The sequence below is a fragment of the Labrys sp. ALF-8 genome (genome assembly GCF_059699065.1).
The window spans coordinates 3,599,404-3,618,169 of the sequence record NZ_AP048537.1 but is presented as its reverse complement, the minus strand read 5'-3'; the positions used below and the strand labels follow the sequence as shown (position 1 = coordinate 3,618,169).

General features: G+C 64.3%; 18 protein-coding genes. 12 read left to right on the top strand and 6 right to left on the bottom strand.

All coding sequences use genetic code 11. The features are described 5' to 3' along the window. Positions 1–135 precede the first annotated feature (135 nt). The 3 genes from AC6H34_RS16600 to AC6H34_RS16590 form a co-directional block, all read right to left on the bottom strand. A complete protein-coding gene (locus AC6H34_RS16600; RefSeq protein WP_497539463.1) occupies positions 136–1,011 on the bottom strand; it encodes an ABC transporter permease in 876 nt (291 codons plus the stop codon). A gap of 13 nt (positions 1,012–1,024) precedes the next feature. Continuing rightward, on the bottom strand, positions 1,025–1,849 hold the full coding sequence (locus AC6H34_RS16595; RefSeq protein ID WP_497539462.1) for an ABC transporter ATP-binding protein: 825 nt from the start codon (positions 1,847–1,849) through the stop codon (positions 1,025–1,027). Between the two features lie 119 nt (positions 1,850–1,968). Then, entirely contained in the window at positions 1,969–2,985 is a 1,017-nt protein-coding gene (locus AC6H34_RS16590; protein WP_497539461.1) for an ABC transporter substrate-binding protein, read from the bottom strand. Positions 2,986–3,261: 276 nt separating this feature from the next. Here AC6H34_RS16590 and hisS point away from each other — a divergent pair, with 276 nt between their 5' ends. The 3 genes from hisS (at position 3,262) to hisG (ending at position 7,011) form a co-directional block, all read left to right on the top strand. Beyond that, entirely contained in the window at positions 3,262–4,737 is a 1,476-nt protein-coding gene (gene hisS, locus AC6H34_RS16585) for a histidine--tRNA ligase (RefSeq protein WP_497539460.1), read from the top strand. Positions 4,738–4,924: 187 nt separating this feature from the next. Further along, positions 4,925–6,040 carry an ATP phosphoribosyltransferase regulatory subunit gene (locus AC6H34_RS16580; RefSeq protein ID WP_448148811.1) on the top strand — a complete coding sequence of 372 codons (1,116 nt, stop codon included), beginning with the start codon at positions 4,925–4,927 and terminating at the stop codon, positions 6,038–6,040. Continuing rightward, the gene (hisG, locus tag AC6H34_RS16575) at positions 6,037–7,011 is read left to right on the top strand and encodes an ATP phosphoribosyltransferase (protein WP_497539459.1); all 975 of its coding nucleotides are present in this window, start codon (positions 6,037–6,039) and stop codon (positions 7,009–7,011) included. The genes AC6H34_RS16580 and hisG overlap by 4 nt, the downstream gene beginning before the upstream one ends. Positions 7,012–7,238: 227 nt before the next feature. On the opposite strand, the gene AC6H34_RS16570 is transcribed toward hisG, so the two are convergent. Next, complete coding sequence (locus AC6H34_RS16570) at positions 7,239–8,168, bottom strand: LysR family transcriptional regulator (RefSeq protein ID WP_497539458.1); 930 nt, start codon at positions 8,166–8,168, stop codon at positions 7,239–7,241. A gap of 132 nt (positions 8,169–8,300) precedes the next feature. Between AC6H34_RS16570 and AC6H34_RS16565 the strand changes: the two genes are divergently transcribed. The 6 genes from AC6H34_RS16565 to AC6H34_RS16540 all read left to right on the top strand — a co-directional run bounded on the left by AC6H34_RS16565 (position 8,301) and on the right by AC6H34_RS16540 (position 12,492). Next, positions 8,301–9,152 (top strand): oxidoreductase, encoded by an 852-nt coding sequence (locus AC6H34_RS16565; protein WP_497539457.1) that lies wholly within the window; start codon positions 8,301–8,303, stop codon positions 9,150–9,152. Between the two features lie 286 nt (positions 9,153–9,438). Continuing rightward, on the top strand, positions 9,439–10,062 hold the full coding sequence (locus AC6H34_RS16560) for a Maf family nucleotide pyrophosphatase (protein WP_448148815.1): 624 nt from the start codon (positions 9,439–9,441) through the stop codon (positions 10,060–10,062). Continuing rightward, on the top strand, positions 10,059–10,274 hold the full coding sequence (gene yacG / locus AC6H34_RS16555; protein ID WP_497539456.1) for a DNA gyrase inhibitor YacG: 216 nt from the start codon (positions 10,059–10,061) through the stop codon (positions 10,272–10,274). Before AC6H34_RS16560 ends, yacG begins: the two co-directional genes overlap by 4 nt. Next, entirely contained in the window at positions 10,271–11,341 is a 1,071-nt protein-coding gene (locus AC6H34_RS16550; protein WP_497539455.1) for an Ldh family oxidoreductase, read from the top strand. Before yacG ends, AC6H34_RS16550 begins: the two co-directional genes overlap by 4 nt. Before the next feature lie 91 nt (positions 11,342–11,432). After that, positions 11,433–11,906, top strand: a complete 474-nt coding sequence (locus AC6H34_RS16545; protein ID WP_497539454.1) for a nuclear transport factor 2 family protein — start codon at positions 11,433–11,435, stop codon at positions 11,904–11,906. A 31-nt stretch (positions 11,907–11,937) separates the two neighbouring features. Then, complete coding sequence (locus AC6H34_RS16540) at positions 11,938–12,492, top strand: TetR/AcrR family transcriptional regulator (protein ID WP_448151331.1); 555 nt, start codon at positions 11,938–11,940, stop codon at positions 12,490–12,492. Between the two features lie 88 nt (positions 12,493–12,580). Here the strand turns inward: AC6H34_RS16540 and AC6H34_RS16535 are convergent, their stop codons facing one another. Then, positions 12,581–13,870, bottom strand: coding sequence for an NAD(P)/FAD-dependent oxidoreductase (locus AC6H34_RS16535; RefSeq protein WP_497539453.1), 1,290 nt, complete (start codon positions 13,868–13,870; stop codon positions 12,581–12,583). 134 nt (positions 13,871–14,004) lie between these two features. Next, positions 14,005–15,438, bottom strand: a complete 1,434-nt coding sequence (locus AC6H34_RS16530) for a glutamine synthetase family protein (RefSeq protein ID WP_448148820.1) — start codon at positions 15,436–15,438, stop codon at positions 14,005–14,007. Positions 15,439–15,795: 357 nt separating this feature from the next. Between AC6H34_RS16530 and AC6H34_RS16525 the strand changes: the two genes are divergently transcribed. The 3 genes from AC6H34_RS16525 to AC6H34_RS16515 are packed head-to-tail and all read left to right on the top strand — an operon-like array spanning position 15,796 to position 18,752. Continuing rightward, the gene (locus tag AC6H34_RS16525; protein ID WP_497539452.1) at positions 15,796–16,983 is read left to right on the top strand and encodes an ABC transporter ATP-binding protein; all 1,188 of its coding nucleotides are present in this window, start codon (positions 15,796–15,798) and stop codon (positions 16,981–16,983) included. Positions 16,984–16,992: 9 nt separating this feature from the next. After that, on the top strand, positions 16,993–17,937 hold the full coding sequence (locus tag AC6H34_RS16520; RefSeq protein ID WP_448148822.1) for an ABC transporter permease: 945 nt from the start codon (positions 16,993–16,995) through the stop codon (positions 17,935–17,937). Beyond that, entirely contained in the window at positions 17,934–18,752 is an 819-nt protein-coding gene (locus AC6H34_RS16515) for an ABC transporter permease subunit (RefSeq protein WP_497539451.1), read from the top strand. Before AC6H34_RS16520 ends, AC6H34_RS16515 begins: the two co-directional genes overlap by 4 nt. The last annotated feature ends 14 nt before the right edge of the window (positions 18,753–18,766 follow it).

Genomic DNA, 18,766 nt, shown 5'->3' with positions numbered 1-18,766 from the left:
GCCCCTCGGGCATCCGCCTGCCAAGGCTCGCCCACAAAAACGAATGCCCGGGGAGAGAACCCGGGCATGAGTTTGGCTGGAGGAAGGATCTTCTGACCCTCTTCTGTTATCCTTGAAGCCGCTACACCTCGTTCGTCAGTGATCAGACAAAGGCTTGGGCCGCCATTTGGCGAGACTGTTCTCCACGCGTGTCATGATCCAGCCGGCTGCCAGCACAACCAGCATGATGATGATGATCGCGGCGGCCACGCCCGGCCCGTCGAAGGAGCCGCGCGCGATGGCGATCAACTGCCCGATGCCATAGCGGGCGCCGACGAACTCGCCGACGATCGCGCCGGTGATGGCGAAGGAATAGCTGACATGGAGGCTGGCGAAGATCCAGCTCATGGCCGAAGGGATGATCACCGAGCGGGTGAGCTGCCAGGGCTTGGCCCCCAGGATCTGCGCATTCGCGATCAGGGAGCGATCTGCCTCGCGCACGCCCTGGAAGGCGTTCTGGAACACCAGAAAGAACACCATGACGAAGGACAGGGCGATCTTCGATCCGAGCCCCAGGCCGAACATGATGATGAAGACGGGAGCCAGCACCACGCGGGGGATCGAGTTGAAGACCTTGATATAGACCGAGAAGATATCGGCCAGGAAGGCATTGCGCCCCAGCGCCACGCCGACGAGAACGCCGGCAATGGAGCCGAACACGAAGCCGATCGTAGCCTCCTCCACGGTGACCCAGAGATGGTACCAGAGGGGCGTACCGTTCGCGCCCTCGGTGATCCACTGCCACAGGCGCTCGACAACGGTGCTGGGCATGCCGAGGGCAAGATCCGTCATCCAGCCGAGGCGGACGGAGACTTCCCACAGGCCCAGCACTGCGGCGAGGATCACGAACTGCCAGATCAGGACCATCACGCGCCGGGTCCTGGCCGCTTTCGCGGCGGCGGCCTCGATCTCGGTATCGGAGGTCCCGGGTCGAAACGCCGGCGTCTTGGGGGACATCGCGACATCGCTCATCTTCTGTCTCCTCTCACGCGGCTTCGGTGGCGCGGCGGTTGCTGGTCTGGACCTCCTCGCGCAAATCGTTCCAGATCATCTTGGAATAATCGATGAACTTCTGGTCGTAGCGGATCTCCTCCACGACACGCGGGCGAGGCAGATCGACCGTGTAGACGGACTTCACCGTGGCGGGCCCGGCGGTGAGCACGTAGATCTTGTCTGCCAGCGCGATCGCCTCATCGAGATCGTGCGTGACGAAGACGACGGAAGCCTTCGATTCATCCCACAGGTCCAGGAGCACGTTGTGCATCACCACGCGGGTCTGCACGTCGAGCGCCGAGAACGGCTCGTCCATGAGCAGGATCTTCGGCTGGTTGATGAAGGTCTGAGCGAGCGAAACGCGCTTGCGCATACCGCCGGAAAGCTGGTGCGGATAGTGGTTCTCGAAGCGTGGCAGGCCGACGCGCTTCAGCCATTCACGGGCCCGGGCATAGGCTTCCGCCTTGGGTACGCCCCTGAACATCGGCCCGGCAGCGACATTGTCGATGACGTTGCGCCAGGGAAAGACCGCATCGGCCTGGAAGACGAAGCCGACGCTGGGATCGATGCCGTTCATCGGGCCGCCCATCACCCGCACCTCGCCGGCGCTCGGCCTGGCCAGTCCGGTGACGAGGTTCAGCGTGGTCGACTTGCCGCACCCGGTCGGCCCTACCACGGCGACGAACTCGCCCCGGTTGACTGTCATGGAGAAATCGTGGATCGCCGTGAGCGACTTGCCCGTGGGTGTCACGAATCGGCGCGTGACGTTGATGAGCTCGATGGCGGGCGAGGAAGCCTGCGCCTGGGACTGGGTCATGGGTTCCTCCTGAAAGAGGCCGGAGCCGCACATTGGGGGAGCGGGCCTTCGGACCCGCCTTTCACCCGTCGATTGGCAGACTGCCGCCAGGACGGATCCGGAGACCCGCCCATCTGGCTTCACTTCGCGTTCTTCACGAACTCGGTGGTGTAGGTCTTGGACAGATCGATCTGCTTGTCCTGCAGCTCCTTCTTGAAGCTCTGCAGCACGGCCAGCACCGTCTTGGGGCCGTCCTCGGGCATCACGCCGTCGACGGTGAACATGCCCTTGCCGGCATCGAGGCCCTTGATGTAGCCGTCCTTGTCGTCGCCATAGAACTCCTTCGGCATTTTATCCGTGATCTCGGCGGCGCTGTGCGTGTTGATGAATTTCAGCGTCTTCACGAAGGCGTTGGCGAGCTTCTGCACCTCATCCTTGTGGGCCTCGACCCAAGCCGTCGGCATGTAGAGCGACGCAGCCGGATAGGTGCCGCCGAGGGCGTCCTCGGATCCCTTCACCGTGCGCATGTCGATCAGCACGCTGGCATCGCCGGATTTCACCATGCGCCCGATCGTGGGCTCGGTGGTCATGCCGGCCTGGATCTGGTCGTGCTGCATGGCAGCGATGAAGGTGGCTCCGGCGCCGACAGGCAGCGTCGTGAACTCGTTCGGCTTCACACCGGCCTTCTGAGCAAGATAGAGCGTGAGAAAGTTGGTGGAGGAACCGAGACCGGTCACGCCGACATCCATGCCCTTGAAGTCCGCGGCGGACTTGATTTCCGGGTGCTTGCTCGACACCAGGATGACCTCGCCCGGGGCCTGGCTGAACTGAACGACGCTCTCGACGAACTTGCCCTTGCCCTGCAGGTCGACGCAGTGATCATAGAAACCGACGACGCCCTGAACCGTCCCGGCGAGCATCTCGGTCTCGGCATCGACACCGGCGGTATCGTTCAGCAACTCGACGTCGAGGCCTTCGTCCTTGAAATAGCCGAGGCTCTCGGCAAGCTTGGCGGGCAGGTAAATCTGCTTTTCGTAGCCGCCCACGACGATGGTGATCTTCTCGTCGGCACGCGCCATGGCGCCGGTCGCCAGGCTCAGGGCTGTAAACGTGCCGGCGAGCAGGAGGCTGTGCAGGAGTTTCGGTTTGACGAACATGGTCTTCTCCAAAAGGCGTTTCCAGATGCCCGCTCTTCTTCCATCGGCGCGATGGTGCGAGGGCGCTTGCTGCCGTGCCTAGCGCATCAAGCTTTCAGTCAGCTTTCAATGCTGACGTCGCGGCAGAATTTTCGCGGTGCCGACCTCGTGGCCGACCTCGCTCCTGCCCGGAATGCCTCGTTTGCGGAATGTCGACGGGGGCCGACATTCCAAACTCCTTGCCCCACCGGCCATTGCTGCCCTAAAGAGCGCCAGGATTTTGGAAAGTTTGCAGCAATGGCCGGCGACAAGAAGCAGAAATTGAAGGCAAGGCAGGCGCGCGGTTTCGTCGACCGCAGCGCCGGCGAGATCGCAGCGACCCGCGCCATGGTCTCGGTGATCCAGGACGTCTATGAGCTCTACGGCTTCGAGCCGGTGGAGACTCCCTTCGTCGAGTATACCGATGCGCTGGGCAAGTTCCTCCCCGACCAGGACCGCCCAAACGAAGGCGTCTTCTCCTTCCAGGACGACGACGAGCAGTGGCTGTCGCTGCGCTACGACCTGACGGCGCCCCTCGCCCGCTATGTCGCGGAAAATTTCGACGCCCTGCCCAAGCCCTATCGCAGCTATCGCGCTGGCTATGTCTTCCGCAACGAGAAGCCGGGACCCGGGCGTTTCCGCCAGTTCATGCAGTTCGATGCCGACACGGTGGGCGCGCCGTCGGTCGCCGCCGATGCGGAGATCTGCATGATGGCCGCCGACACCATGGAGAAGCTCGGCATTCCACGCGGCTCCTATCTGGTGCGCGTCAACAACCGCAAGGTGCTCGACGGCATCATGGAGGTCATCGGCCTCGCGGGCGATGAGAACGCCGGGCGCCGCCTCACCGTGCTGCGCGCCATCGACAAGTTCGACCGCCTCGGCTCCGCGGGGGTGCGTGACCTGCTCGGCGCCGGGCGGAAGGACGAGTCCGGCGATTTCACCAAGGGCGCCGGGCTCGAGGACGCCCAGGCCCAGACGATACTCGACTACGTCACGGGGCAGAGCGGTGGTAACGCGGACACGCTCGCACGCGTGCGCCCGCTCGTGGCGAGTTCCGCCGGCGGGAGCGAAGGCGTCGAGGAATTGGCGCGGATTGCCGACCTCGTGGAAAAATCCGGCTACGGCACGGATCGCATCGTCATCGACACCTCGATCGTGCGCGGCCTCGAATACTATACGGGCCCGGTCTACGAGGTGGAGCTCACCTTCGAAGTCAAGGACGAACAGGGTCGTCCGGTGCGCTTCGGCTCGGTGGCCGGGGGTGGGCGCTATGACGGTCTCGTCGCACGGTTCCGCGGCGAACCGGTGCCCGCCACGGGCTTTTCCATCGGCGTCTCCCGCCTGCTTTCCGCGCTGACCGCCCTCGGCCGCGTCGACACCAAGGGCGACAAGGGGCCGGTAGTGGTCTGCGTGATGGACCAGAGCCGCCTTGCCGACTACCAGGCCATGGCGGGCGAACTGCGCCAGGCCGGCATCAGGGCGGAAGTCTATCTCGGCGGCTCGGGCATGAAGGCCCAGCTCAAATATGCCGACCGTCGCAAGTCGCCCATCGCCGTGATCCAGGGCTCGGACGAAGCCGAGAGGGGTGAGGTGCAGCTCAAGGACCTAGCCCTCGGCGCGGAGATGGCGAAGGCGATCGCGGACAATGCCGAATGGCGGGAGGCCCGCGTAGCCCAACGGGTGGTGGCGCGCGCGGACCTGGTGAAGACGGTGAAGGAGATGCTGGGGTAGCGGGCTCTCCGTCATCCCCGGCCGAGCGCAGCGAGGGGAAGGGAATCCAGGGGCATGGCCACCACACATCATTGAAGATGGCATCAAACATGCCGGCTTTCGCCTGTTAAGCCCATTTCCTCTTTCCGGTCGCCTTCCGCAGCGGCCCTTGTTAGAAACCCTCGGACGTATTCAATGGACCGCGCATATGCCCCACCCAGCCTATGAAGCCTTCGATGCGCTTGCCCAGCGCTCGGGCTATGCGCTGATCGATCCTCCCATCCTGCAGCCGGCAGGGCTTTTCCTCGACCTGCTCGGCGAGGACATGCGGCGCCGTGCCTTTCTAACGGCCGATGCCGAGGGCCGCGAATTCTGCCTTCGACCCGATTTCACCATTCCGGTTTCCCTGCATCATCTGGGAAATGCGAAGGCCGGGACGGTGGGTGCCTATGCCTATCGCGGGCCGGTATTCCGTTTCCGCTCCGACGGGCCGAGTGAATTCCTACAGGCGGGATTCGAGAATTTCGGCCGCAGCGACAAGCCCGCCGCCGATGCCGAAATGCTCGCCATCGCCATCGAGGCAGCCGGCGGGCTCGGCCTGACACGACCCGAGATCCGCATGGGCGATGCCGGCATCGTCACCGCCATGCTTGATGCGCTCGACCTGCCGCCGGTCTGGCGCCGGCGCCTCGTCAGCGATCTGCGCCGCTCCAAGAATCTCGACGAGGACCTTGCCCGTCTCGGCAATGCCGCTCCCAAGAACGGCGCTGCCGCCTATGCCGGCTTTCTCGCTGCACTGGAAGGCTCCGATCCCGGCTCGGCGCGCGCGGCCGTGGCCGATCTCCTGTCCATCGCCGGCATCCAGCCGGTCGGCGGACGCAGCGTCGACGAGATAGCCGACCGCTTCCTCGAACAGGCCGCACTCTCCTCCGGCGCCGGTGTCGACGGGGAGAAGGTTGCGATCACGCGCAGGATCTTTGCCGTCAGCGGCGATCCCGATACGGCCTCGGCGGAACTGCGTACCATAGCGGGGGAAGCCCGGCTGGATCTCAGCGCCGTGCTCGACGCCTTCGACGAACGCACCGGCTTCTTCGCCGCGCGGGGCATCGATATCGGCGCCGTGAAGTTCGCCACCGGTTTTGGCCGGCGCCTCGACTATTATACCGGCTTCGTCTTCGAGCTGCATGACCCTGCCGAGCCTGACGCCCAGGCCCGGGTCGGCGGCGGACGCTACGACCACCTGATGGGCCAGCTCGGATCGGCGCAATCGGTGCCGGCGGTGGGCTGCTCGATCTGGCTCGACCGGTTCGGGGGAGAAGCATGATGACGCCCCTCCTACTCGGCATTCCTTCCAAGGGCCGCCTGCAGGAGAACTGCACCGCCTTCTTCGAACGCGCAGGCATCCGCTTCGTCCAGGAACGCGGCGCGCGCGACTATCGCGGCGCCGTTCCCGGCATGGACGATGTGGAAGTGCTGTTCCTCTCGGCCTCCGAGATCGCCGGCCAGCTTGCCTCCGGCGCGATCCATTTCGGCGTCACCGGCGAGGACCTGGTGCGCGAGAATATTCCGCGTGCTGACGAGCGCGTGACCCTGCTCCAGCCCCTCGGCTTCGGACAGGCCAATGTCGTGGTCGCCGTGCCGCAGGCCTGGATCGATGTGCGCACCATGGCCGACATCGAGGACGTCGCCGCCGGCTTTCGCCAGCGCCATGGCCGCCGCCTCAAGGTCGCCACCAAATATGTCAACCTCACGCGGACCTTCTTCTCCACGCACGGCGTTGCCGACTATCTCATCGTAGAAAGCCTCGGTGCCACCGAGGGGGCCCCGACCTCCGGAGCGGCGGACCTGATCGTCGACATCACCACGACGGGCGGCACGCTTACGGCGAATGCGCTCAAGGTGGTCGAGGACGGCGTGATGCTGCGCAGCCAGGCCAATCTGGTTGCCTCGCTGGGGGCGGACTGGAACCCGCGCGCCCGCGCCGGCGCAGCCGCCATCCTCGGGCGCCTCGCCGCAAAGGCCAAGGGCAGCGCCCAGCGCGAGGTTCGCTGCGTCCTGCGCGGCGCCAACCAGCAACATCTCCAGGATGCTGCCCGCCAATTCGGCGCCGGCGCTCCCTTTGGCCTGCCGGCCCAGGGCCAGCCCCTGACCTTCCACGTGCCGGCCGGCCAGATGTTCGACTTCGCGGCCTGGCTGACCGACCAGGGCGCGGCCGCGATCGCGGTGACCAATCTCGACTTCGTCTTCGAGCCTCACAACGTGCTCTACGGTGAACTGGAGAAGAAGCTCGGATAGCGCGCGCCGGGCTCGGAGCCGCCGTCTCCGGCGGCGATCCTCCTGCCCGGCAGATGCACCGCTTCCAGGACTGGCGGCCAGAGACCGCCACTTCGATCCACCCGCCATTTTCCGCCGACGCATGGCAGGCGCGGTCCCCTTTCATACCGAGGCGCCCGGAATCGTAAAATTCCTTTGTTATCAATACTTTGCTCTAGAGAAAATTACAGCGCTCCACGCATTCGGCTCTAGGCGATCACCCCATCCGTCAACGGCGCCGACTGTCCGTTCTCCGCGCGCAGAAAATCGATCAGGGCGCGCAGCTTCAGCGGTACACGGCGGCGATCTGCATAGTAGAGCATGAGGCCGGCCAGCGGCGGACTCCAGTCCGCAAGAATCCGCACGAGCCGGCCCTCGTCGAGGAAGCGCTCGATATAGCCGTTGATCATGTAGGTGATGCCGATGCCGTCGAGCGCCGCCTGCACCAGGGCGGCCGAATCGTTGAGGATCAGGCGCTTGCCGACTGCGAGTTCCATCTCCTCGCCATCCCGTGCGAAGGACCAGCGTTCCACCTGCCCCGTGGAGGAATGGCGAAAGCCTATGCAGTCATGGTCGAACAGGTCTCGCGGTACCCTCGGCATGCCGCACCGTGCAAGGTAGTCGGGCGACGCCACGATATAGGCTTCGATGGGCGGCCCGATCTTGACGCCCACCATGTCCGGCTCGACCAGGTCGCCAAAGCGGATGCCGGCATCGAAACCAAGGCCGAATATGTCGACGAGCGAGCTCTCGATAGCGATCTCCAGGTCGATCTCGGGACAGGCAGCCAGGAAACGCCGGAGGATCGGCTGCAGGACGATCATATAGGCGGCACGGGGGACGTTGAGCCGCAACAGGCCGGAAGGCCGCCCGCTGTCGTCGCTGAGTTCCTCGGAGGCCTCTGCGAGTTCCCGGATGGCCGGCAGCACGCGCTGGAGATAGCGCCCGCCTGCCTCAGTAAGACTGACGCTGCGCGTCGTGCGGTTGAACAGAGTGGCATTTAGGCGCAATTCGAGCGTCCGTATGGCCTGGCTCACCGCCGAGGGAGATACGCCCAGGCGCACGGCCGCGGCCGAGAAACTCGAAAGCTCGGCCACGGTCGCGAAGGTCACCAGACCGTCCAGTTGATCCTGCCGCATTCCGTCCTCTCGCGGCTCGCACCGCTCATTTGACAGTTTCACTTAAAGGGGTGTGCGGGATTATGCCGGTTATCGCGCGAGAAGCCAGGTTCTATGGTGGCGGCCCCTCCCTTTTCATCTCAGAGATTTGTCATGTCCGATAGTGCAAAGCCCGTCTGGTTCATCACCGGCTGTTCGACCGGCTTCGGCCGGGACCTGGCGCATCACACGCTTTCGCTCGGCTATCCTACCGTGGTGACCGCCCGCAATCCGGCGCAGCTCGAAGAATTCACCATGGAGTATGGCGATCTCGCCCTGGTGCTGAAGCTCGACGTCACCAGGCAGGAGGACATCGATACGGCGGTGGGAATCGCGCTGGAGCGTCTCGGCCGCATCGACGTGCTCGTGAACAATGCCGGCATCGGTTATTTCGGCTCCTTCGAGGAGAGCGACATGGCCGAAGTCCACAAGATGTTCGACATCAACGTCTGGGGCCTCACTCATATGACGCGGGCGATCCTACCGACCCTGCGCAAGCAGCGGTCGGGCACAATCGTCAACGTCTCCTCCATCGGTGGCCTGCGTGCCTTCCCGTCGGTGAGTTTCTACAACGCCACCAAATTTGCGGTGGAGGCCTTGTCGGAAGCGCTTTCCCAGGAACTCGCTCCGCTCGGCATCAACGTGCTGATCATCGAACCGGGGCCGTTCCGCACCGACTGGGCCGGCCGTTCCGCCAACCAGGCGCCGCAGACCATTGCCGACTATCAGGAAACCGCCGGTGCCCGGCAGGCCCAGATCCGCGGCTACAGCGGGAGGCAGGCCGGCGATCCCGTGCGTGCAGCCAAGGCGATCGTCAAGGCGGTGGAGGCCGAGAAGCCCCCGCTGCGCCTGCTGCTCGGCAAGGTCGCGCTCGAGGGCGCCCGGATCAAGCTGGGCCAGCTCGCCGCTGATTTCGATGCCTGGGCCGACGTCACCGAAAGCGCGGACTACCCCGAAGGCCAGTGATCCGAGGCCCCTGCGGACGTGCCGATCTGGAGAGGCCGGTGTGAGAGACGCGACGTTGGGGAAAGAGGTCTATTTTGCCGTGCCCGGGCTTGTCCCGGGCATCCCGCAGTGTTTGTGCCCGCCGGAATCACCGGGACGCGCCCGGCAGTAACTGGAAACCGCGCCTTGGCGATTCCACGGTCGGGCTGCGGGCACGCCACGCCGATTGCCGGCACACCAATGTCATGAAGATTGCAAAGCGTGCCTCGCTGGTCCACACAGGGGCGAATCCCGTTGCCAGCTTGTCATGACCGAACGTCCCAAACTCGTCCTCGCCTCCGCCAGCCCCCGCCGCCATGCCTTGCTCGAACAAGCCGGCTGCGCGCCCGATGCGCTGCTACCCACCGATATCGACGAAACGCCCAAGCGTGGCGAGGCCGCGCGCACCCTCGTGCAGCGCCTGGCGAAGGAGAAGATCGAGACCGCGCTGGTGACGCTGAAGACCCGGCCAGATCTGGTCGGGGCCTACACGGTGTCGGCCGATACGGTCGTGGCCTGCACCGGCCGCGTCCTGCCCAAGGCCGAGACGCCGGAGGATGCGGAGGCCTGCCTTCGGCTCCTCTCGGGTCGCAGCCACATCGTGATGACAGGCGTCGCCGTCGCCAATCCGCAGGGCATCGTCCGCACGCGCCTCGTCGAGACGCGGGTGCGCTTCAAGCACTTGTCGCTCGACGAGATCAATGCCTACCTCGAATCCGGCGAGTGGCGCGGCAAGGCGGGCGGCTATGCCATTCAGGGCTTCGCCGGGGTGTTCGCCCTGCGCCTGATCGGCTCCTACACCAACGTCGTCGGTCTGCCGCTTTACGAAACCGTGAGCCTGCTCGAAGGTGCCGGCTTCCCGGTGCGCGGCACCTGGAGGGAAAATCTGTGAGCGAACCGGTTGCCACTCCCATGCTCAAGCGCAAATGCCCGATCTGCGGCAAGCCAAGCGTCGAGGCGACCAAGCCGTTCTGCTCCAAACGTTGTGCCGACATCGACCTGTCGCGCTGGCTGAAGGGCGTCTACGCCATTCCCGGCAGCGAGAACGACGAGGCCGATCCGACCGACCAGGACGATCCCTTCAATGCAGAGCGTGACCAATGACCGAACCGCAGCGTTACACGATTGCCAGCCTCCAGGCCTTCCTTGAATCCGCCCTCCTGGCCGGCGGGGCTGACGTTCCATCCGCCAACGCCGCGACCCGAGCGATGATGCATGCGTCCGCCATCGGCGTGGACAGCCATGGCGTGCGGCTGCTGCCCTATTATCTCGGCGTGCTCGCCAGCGGCGAGGTCAACGGACATCCCCAGATCGAGGTCATCCGCGGTGAAGGTTCCACCGCGGTCCTCGATGCCGATGGCGCGATCGGCCACTATGCCTGCTATCGCGCCATGGAGGAGGCCGTCGACATCGCCAGGACGCAGGGTGTCGGCGCGGTGACGATCAAGCACATGTCGCATATGGGTGCCGCAGGCGCCTACGCGAAATGGGCGGCCGACCAGGGTTTCATCGGCATGCTCGTCGCCAATTCGGATGCCGCTGTGCGCCTGTTCGACGGACGCGATGCTTTCCACGGTACAAGCCCGATCGCCATAGGCGCCCCCGTGCCCGACCAGCGCCCCTGGCTGATGGACATGGCGACGAGCGCGATCCCACAGAATCGCGTCCTTTTGTACCGTTCGCTCGGAATCACTCTGCCGCAGGGCGTGGCGGTCGACGAAAAGGGCATCAATACCACCGACCCGCATGCCGCGCGCACGCTTTCGCCGGTCGGCGGCGAGCAGGGCTACAAGGGTGCGGCGCTCGCGGGCCTCGTTGAGATCCTCTCCTCGCCTCTCACCGGCATGTCGCTCTCCACCGAGCTGGTGCCGATGTACGGGAAGGCCTCCACCGGCGCCCCGCGCGATATGGGCGGCTTTGCGCTCGCCATCAATCCCGCCTCCTTCATAAGCACCGAGGTCTATGGCGCCATCATCACGCGCTACCTCGCAAACGTGCGCGGAGCCGTGCCGGCGGAGGGCGCAACGGGAAAGCCGATGGCGCCCGGCGACCGCGAATGGAAGGTCGAGGACGAGCGCAAGGTAAAGGGCGTGCCCGTCGACCCCGACAGTGAGAAAGCGTTCGCCGAACTGGCGGAGAAATACGCACTGACGCTGCCTCAGAAGGCATAAGCCCGGGCGGCCTAGCCCGTGAAGCTCCGGCATCTTGACTTTTGTACCGATCGGTTCACCATGTACCTATCGGTACAAATGAGGCTGCTGCATGTCTGAACAACGCCCTCCCCTTCCTCCATTCACCCGCGAGACGGCCATCCGGAAGATCCGGGCCGCCGAAGACGGCTGGAACAGTTGCAATCCCGAGCGCGTGTCGCTTGCCTATACGCCCGACAGCCGCTGGCGGAACCGCTCCGAGTTTCCGTGCGGGCGCACGCAGATCGTCGGGTTCCTGACCCGTAAATGGCAGAAGGAACTCGACTATCGCCTGATCAAGGAGCTCTGGGCCTTCGGCGACAATCGTATCGCCGTGCGTTTTGCCTATGAATGGCATGACGACAAGGGCGAGTGGTTTCGCTCCTACGGCAATGAAAACTGGGAATTCGACGAAAACGGGCTGATGGCCGTGCGCCACGCCAGCATCAACGACGTGCCGATCAAGGAAAGCGAGCGCAAGTTCCATTGGGACCGCTCGATGCCCCGGCCCACCGATCACCCCGGCCTCTCAGACCTCGGCCTGTGAAACCCGGCGACGCAATCAGGAGGTCATGCGCCTGATGAAGCTCATTCGCGAGCGCAGCGACGTCCTGCCTCTTCTGACCGAGGTGTTCCGCACCCACGGTTATGAGGGTACGAGCCTCGCTCTCATCAGCCAGCATACGGGACTTGGAAAGGGCAGCCTCTACAACTTCTTTCCCGGCGGCAAGGAGGAGATGGCGGCGGCCGTGCTGGACGGCATCGACCGCTGGTTCCGTATCCATGTGTTCGATCCCCTGCGCAGCCATGAGGATCCGCGCGCCGGAATCCGGGCGATGTTCGAAGCCACCGACCGCTACTTCCATTCCGGGGAACGGGTCTGCATCGTCGGCGTCTTCGCGCTGAGCGACGTTCGCGATCGCTTCGCGGCAAGGATCAATGCCTATTTCAGCGCCTGGCAGGACGCACTGGCCGATGCACTGCGGCGAGCGGGCCGGGACGAGGCGTCGGCGGAGGACCTTGCCGAGGAAATCGTAGCCGGTATCCAGGGCGCACTGGTGGCGGCCCGGGCCCTCGGCGATCACACGCTCTTCGGGCGGCGGCTGGAGAGGATGAAATCGCTGGCGGAGTGATTTCCGGGTGCACGGGTATCCTGCCCATTCTTGCGCTCGTGCACCTGATGATGGGGAAGAACGGGTAGGAAGCCCGTGCACCCGGCGCTTAGAGCCTGTCCCTCAGCGCGTAATAGCTCATGCCGGCCACCAGGGTCGGCCAACGCAAGAGGCGACCGCCCGGGAAGGGCGGCGTCGGCAGGGCGGAGAGGCGATCGAACTCACCGAGCGTGGACGCCGTGACATCGGCGAGGATCTTGCCGAAATAAGGCGCCAGCATCACCCCCTGCCCCGAATAGCCCGAAGCCGTCAGGACATTCGGCGCGAGGCGACGCACGAAAGGCAGCCGGGTGGCGGTGATGCCGAGCGTGCCGCCCCAGGCATAGTCGATGGGCTTGTCGGCGAGTTGCGGAAAGACCTTCAGCATGCGCTTGCGCACGAAGGCCTTCATGTCGGAAGGAAAGCCCGAGCTGTAATTCTCGCCACCGCCGAAAATGAGACGCCGGTCCGCGGACAGGCGGTAGTAGTTCACGACGAAGCGGCTGTCGGCCACCGCATAATTGTTGGCGATCAGCGCCTTCGCCTCGTTGTCGGAGAAGGGCTGCGTGGCCAGGATGAAATTGTTGATCGGCATCACCCGAGCCTCGGTGTAGGCGTCGAGGCCCGAGAGATAGCCGTCTCCCGCCAGGATCAGCCAGTCGGCCGATACGCTGCCCCCGTCCGTCCGTACCACTGCCTTGCCGCCCTGGGCTTCGTAGACCGTCGCCTTGGACTGCTCGTAGATCCTGACCCCGGCCTCGAGCGCGGCCCGGCCGAGACCGAGCGCGAGATTGAGCGGGTGCAGGTGACCGCCATCATGGTCGATGAAGCCGCCATAGTAGCCGGTCGCGCCGAGCAGCGCGTCAAGCTGCTGCTTGTCGACGGCTTCCACCTTGTCGTAGCCGTAGACCGTGCGCAGCTTCTCGGCATAGGCCCTGGACATCTCGACATAGTGGGGCTTGTGGTCTGCGATCAGGATGCCGCTCCTGTAGTCGCAATCGATCCGGTATCTTGCGACCAGATCCTTGAGATGGGCCTTGGCGTCCTCCGCCATGTTCCACAGGGCCTTGGCCCCGTCCAGCCCCACGAGGCCTTCGAGGTAGTCCTGGTCGCGCCGCTGGCCGGAGTGGATCTGGCCGCCATTGCGCCCCGAGGCACCGGACCCGATCTGGGCTGCCTCCAGGATGATCACCGAAAGGCCGCGCTCGACCAGGGCAAGCGCGGCACCAAGGCCGGTATAGCCCGCGCCGACGATGCAGACGTCGGCCCGCTGATCGCCCGCGAGCGCAGGCTGGGGATCGAGCTTATGGGCCGTGGCGGTGTAGTAGGAAGTGGCCGGATGGCCGGTGTTCTCGGTCATGATGGCGATTCGGGAATGGAGGTCGACCTTGCGGTCGACCTACTGGGTAACGGTACCGTGCCGGCGAGGGAGATGCCGGCCTGCTGGCCGGCACTTCCTTTTGCTTCATCCCGCCTGCAGATGGAGGAACAGGATCATACGTTCAGCAACAGGTGCTCGCGTTCCCACGGGCTGATCACCCTCATGAACGTCTCGTATTCCTGCTTCTTGATGGCCGTATAGGCCGTGACGAAGGACGCTCCCATGACCTGCTTGATGGGCTCGCATTCCTCGAGCTCGGCCACCGCCTCCAGAAGGCCGCGGGGCAGCTCGAAGTCGCGGTTCTTGGCGTCGGACTCGATGGGCGACGTCGCTTCCAGTTCCTCGGTCATGCCGAGATAGCCGGCCGCGAGCACCGCGGCGATGGCGAGATAGGGGTTTGCGTCGGAGGACGGTACCCGGTTCTCGACGCGCCGGGCAGCCGGGCCGGATGGCGGCACGCGCAGGCCGGCAGTCCGGTTGTCATAGCCCCACTGCACGTTGATCGGAGCCATGGAGTCGCGGGCGAGGCGCCGGTAGGAGTTCACATAAGGCGCGAGCATGCACATGATAGCCGGCAAATATTTCTGCTGCCCCGCGATGAAGGAGAAGAACAGCGGCGTCGGGCCACCCGTGTCCGGGTCCGAGAAGATGTTATGCCCGGAGTCGGAATCCACGATCGACTGATGGATGTGCAGCGCCGAACCCGGCTCGCCCGCGATGGGCTTGGCCATGAAGGTCGCATAGATCTTGTGCTGCAGCGACGCCTCGCGGATCGTGCGCTTGAACAGGAAGACCTGGTCGGCGAGTTCGAGGGGATCGCCGTGACGCAGATTGATTTCCATCTGCGCGGCGCCGTCCTCGTGGATCAGCGTGTCGATCTCCAGCCCCTGGAGCTCGGAATATTTGTAGATGTCCTCGAAGACGGCATCGAACTCGTTGACGGCCGAGATCGAATAGCCCTGGCGGCCGATCTCCGGTCGACCGGAACGGCCGACGGGGGGCTTCAGGGGATAGTCGGGATCGGTGTTGGGCTCGACAAGATAGAACTCGATTTCAGGCGCCACCACAGGCTGCCAGCCCTTCTTGCGGTAGAGCTCGCGGATGCGCCGGAGCACCTGGCGCGGAGCCTGCTCGACGGGGCGACCGTCGCGGGTGACGGCGTCGTGGATGACCTGGGCCGTCGGGTCCATCGCCCAGGGCACCGAGGTCAGCGTGGACCAGTCCGGCTGCATGAACATGTCGGTGTCAGCCTCGACCGCATCGACCAGGCCTTCATAGGCGGGATATTCGCCCGTGATGCACTGATAGAAGATCGAGAGGGGCAGGTTCATCACGGGGGCGTTCAGGAACTTGGACACCGGCATGATCTTGCCGCGGGCGACGCCGCCCTGGTCGGGCACGAGGCACTCGATTTCCTCGATGTCGCGAGCGCGGAACCAGTCCTTCGCACTCTCCACGCCGGAAATGCCTCGGGCGGAATCGATATCCGCCACGCCGGTGGCATCCAGCTTGTCTGATTTTTTCTTCTTGCTCATCGTCGCACACATGCGGCTTCCACCCCGCGAATGCGGAGAGGCGACCCGAAACAAGCGCCGGCGACCTGTTTGACGATCCGGAAGGACAGGCTGGGAAAGCCTACCCGGGATCATCACGCGACTAACCTCCGGTTCGGGCCCTTGGTTTAGGAGGGCGGAGGCGCACGCGCCGCGCATCGAGGATGACGCGCAAAAGAGGCATCGGTGGACCGACGCTGACGACACACTGCCTTCAGCGGACTGCAAAAGTCAATTATGCCCCAGCGAAAATGTGATCACAAAATAGAATCAAACCCCAATTTCTTCAGTAGACCGCCATCGACTTCCCGGTTTAGGCTGCGCCCAACGACAACAGCCAGACGGGATATCATGAGTGTTACAGACGGGGGCGGCGCCGAGGCGCCGATAAAATCGCAAACGGCGATCGGGGGTGTTCGCCGAAAATTCCAGCCCTGGAACGATCCGTCCGCTGTTCCACTCATCCGCTTCGAGAATGTCACCAAGCGCTTCGGCGATTTCGTCGCCGTCAACGAGGTCTCGATCGACATTCACCAGCGTGAATTCTTCTCCCTCCTCGGCCCGTCCGGCTGCGGCAAGACCACGCTGATGCGCATGCTCGCCGGCTTCGAGGAACCGACCTCGGGGCGCATCACCCTGGCCGGCAAGGATCTCGCCGGCGTGCCGCCCTACGAGCGGCCGGCCAACATGATGTTCCAGTCCTACGCCTTGTTCCCGCATATGACGGTGGCCGACAACATCGCCTTCGGCCTCAAGATGGACAAGATGCCGAAGTCGCAGATCCAGGAACGCGTCAACCAGATGCTGAAGCTGGTGAAGCTGGAGAAATTCGCGGGGCGCAAGCCGCACCAGCTTTCGGGAGGGCAGCGCCAGCGCGTCGCTCTCGCCCGCGCTGTCGCCAAGCAGCCGAAAGTGCTCTTGCTGGATGAGCCTCTCGGCGCGCTGGACAAGAAGCTGCGCGAGGAAACCCAGTTCGAACTGATGGATATCCAGGTCGAGCTCGGAATTACCTTCATCATCGTCACGCATGACCAGGAAGAAGCGATGACGATGTCCGACCGCATCGCCGTGATGGACCACGGCAAGCTGGTGCAGGTGGCTACGCCGGGCGAGATCTACGAGCAGCCGAATTCGCGTTACGTCGCCGACTTCATCGGAAACATCAACATCTTTGATGGCAAGGTCACCGGTATCCAGGGCAGCACGGTCACCCTGTCCTCCCCCGGCAACAATGCCTTCAAGGTCGAAAGCAGCGAGCCGCTCAGCGTGGGCCAGAGCGTCTTCCTCGCCATCCGCCCGGAGAAGATGCGCATTTCCCTCGATGCGCCGCCTGCCGGGACCAACAGCCTGCCGGGTGAAGTCTTCGATATCGGCTATCTCGGCGACTGGACGAACTACGTCGTGGAGGTTCCCGGCTTCAGCCAGCACCTGCGCGTGAGTTCGGCCAATATGAGCCGCTTCGTCGAGCGGCCGATCACCTGGGAAGACAAGGTCCATGTCAGCTTTGCGCCGGATGCCGGCCTGCTGCTGACCAAGTAGGAGGCAGACATGGCTTCCGCTTCCTCGAAGTCCTCGACCTGGGGCCGGTTTCTTGTGATCGCGACGCCCTATCTGTGGTCGCTTGTCTTCTTCGCCATTCCCTTCCTGATCGTTCTGAAGATCTCCCTCAGCACGGTCGCGGACGGCAACCCGCCCTATACGCCCGTCTTCAGCTTCGATGGCACCTGGCACAGTGTCAGCGACTTCTTTTCCCAGCTCAATTTCGACAATTACTACAGCATCTTCAACATATGGGGCGAGGACGGCGACTCGCTCTACATCAAGTCCTATCTTTCAAGCGTCGTCATTGCCTTCATTTCCACGATCCTGCTTCTCGTGATCGGCTATCCCATCGCCTACGGCATGGCCCGCGCGCCGAAGAACCTGCGCGCAACGCTGCTGATGCTGGTGATCCTGCCGTTCTGGACCTCGTTCCTGATCCGGGTCTATGCCTGGATCGGCATCCTGAAGCCCGAGGGGCTGCTCAACCTGGCGCTGTCCAAGATCGGCCTGGTCGACATGGATCACCCGCTGCAGATCCTCAACACCAACTATGCGATCTTCATCGGCATCGTCTATTCCTACCTGCCCTTCATGATCCTGCCGCTCTACTCGTCGCTGGAGAAGATGGACCATACCCTCCTGGAGGCGGCCGCCGACCTCGGCTGCAAGCCGATAAAGGCCTTCTGGCTGGTGACGTTCCCGCTCTCCCTGCCCGGGGTGATCGCCGGCTTCATGCTCTGCTTCATCCCGGCGGTGGGCGAGTTCGTCATCCCGGATCTTCTCGGCGGCTCGACCACCCTGATGATCGGCAAGTCGCTCTACGACCTCTTCCTCCTGAACCGCGACTGGCCCGGCGCCTCGGCGCTCGCGATCATCCTCCTCATCGTGCTGGTGGGTCCGATCACCTATTACCAGCACGTCCAGGCCAAGCAGCTGGAGGTCGATCGATGAAAAACCAGGCCTCCCTGTTCAATGTGGTCTCGGTCACGTTCGGCCTGGCCTTCCTCTATCTGCCGATCCTGATCCTGGTGGTCTACTCCTTCAACGATTCGCGCCTGGTGACGGTCTGGGGCGGCTGGTCGACGCGCTGGTACGGCACGCTCTTCCACGACCAGGCCTTCCTCGACGCGGCCTGGATCACCGTGCGCGTCGGCGCCCTCTCGGCGACGATCGCCACGATCCTCGGCACGATGGCCGCCATCGTGCTGGTGCGCATGGGACGCTTTCACGGCCGCATGGCCTTCTCGGCCATGGTCTATGCCCCGCTGGTGATGCCGGAAATCATCATCGGCGTGTCACTCCTGCTGCTCTTCGTGGCGGTTGGCGTCGATCGTGGCTTCTGGACGGTGACCCTTGCCCATGTGACCCTCACCATGTGCTTCGTCGCCGTGGTGGTTCAGTCCCGCCTGGTCACATTCGATCGCTCGCTGGAAGAGGCAGCGCTTGATCTCGGCTGCCGCCCGTTCAAGGCCTTCTTCCTAATCACCCTGCCTATCATAGCCCCGGCCGTGATCTCCGGCTGGATGCTGGCGTTCACGCTGTCGCTCGACGATCTCGTCATTGCCAGCTTCACCACCGGGCCAGGCGCCAATACGCTTCCGATGATGATCTACTCGCAGGTCCGGCGCGGCGTGACGCCCGAGATCAATGCCGCATGCACGCTGATGCTGACCGTCGTCGCCATCGGCGTCGTCATCGCCTCCATCTACACGCGGCGCGCCGAGGCAGAGCGTGAGAGGGCCGAGAGGCTGGCAGCCGCCGGGTAGTGCGCCCGCCAAGC

Coding starts and splice junctions, on each gene's coding strand:
- AC6H34_RS16560 (WP_448148815.1), top strand. CDS start 9,439: ATGACCGAACGTCCCAAACTCGTCCTCGCCTCCGCCAGCCCCCGCCGC.
- AC6H34_RS16600 (WP_497539463.1), bottom strand. CDS start 1,011: ATGAGCGATGTCGCGATGTCCCCCAAGACGCCGGCGTTTCGACCCGGG.
- AC6H34_RS16595 (WP_497539462.1), bottom strand. CDS start 1,849: ATGACCCAGTCCCAGGCGCAGGCTTCCTCGCCCGCCATCGAGCTCATC.
- AC6H34_RS16550 (WP_497539455.1), top strand. CDS start 10,271: ATGACCGAACCGCAGCGTTACACGATTGCCAGCCTCCAGGCCTTCCTT.
- AC6H34_RS16515 (WP_497539451.1), top strand. CDS start 17,934: ATGAAAAACCAGGCCTCCCTGTTCAATGTGGTCTCGGTCACGTTCGGC.
- AC6H34_RS16545 (WP_497539454.1), top strand. CDS start 11,433: ATGTCTGAACAACGCCCTCCCCTTCCTCCATTCACCCGCGAGACGGCC.
- AC6H34_RS16565 (WP_497539457.1), top strand. CDS start 8,301: ATGTCCGATAGTGCAAAGCCCGTCTGGTTCATCACCGGCTGTTCGACC.
- hisS (WP_497539460.1), top strand. CDS start 3,262: ATGGCCGGCGACAAGAAGCAGAAATTGAAGGCAAGGCAGGCGCGCGGT.
- AC6H34_RS16570 (WP_497539458.1), bottom strand. CDS start 8,168: ATGCGGCAGGATCAACTGGACGGTCTGGTGACCTTCGCGACCGTGGCC.
- hisG (WP_497539459.1), top strand. CDS start 6,037: ATGATGACGCCCCTCCTACTCGGCATTCCTTCCAAGGGCCGCCTGCAG.
- AC6H34_RS16520 (WP_448148822.1), top strand. CDS start 16,993: ATGGCTTCCGCTTCCTCGAAGTCCTCGACCTGGGGCCGGTTTCTTGTG.
- AC6H34_RS16580 (WP_448148811.1), top strand. CDS start 4,925: ATGCCCCACCCAGCCTATGAAGCCTTCGATGCGCTTGCCCAGCGCTCG.
- AC6H34_RS16530 (WP_448148820.1), bottom strand. CDS start 15,438: ATGTGTGCGACGATGAGCAAGAAGAAAAAATCAGACAAGCTGGATGCC.
- AC6H34_RS16535 (WP_497539453.1), bottom strand. CDS start 13,870: ATGACCGAGAACACCGGCCATCCGGCCACTTCCTACTACACCGCCACG.
- AC6H34_RS16590 (WP_497539461.1), bottom strand. CDS start 2,985: ATGTTCGTCAAACCGAAACTCCTGCACAGCCTCCTGCTCGCCGGCACG.
- AC6H34_RS16525 (WP_497539452.1), top strand. CDS start 15,796: ATGAGTGTTACAGACGGGGGCGGCGCCGAGGCGCCGATAAAATCGCAA.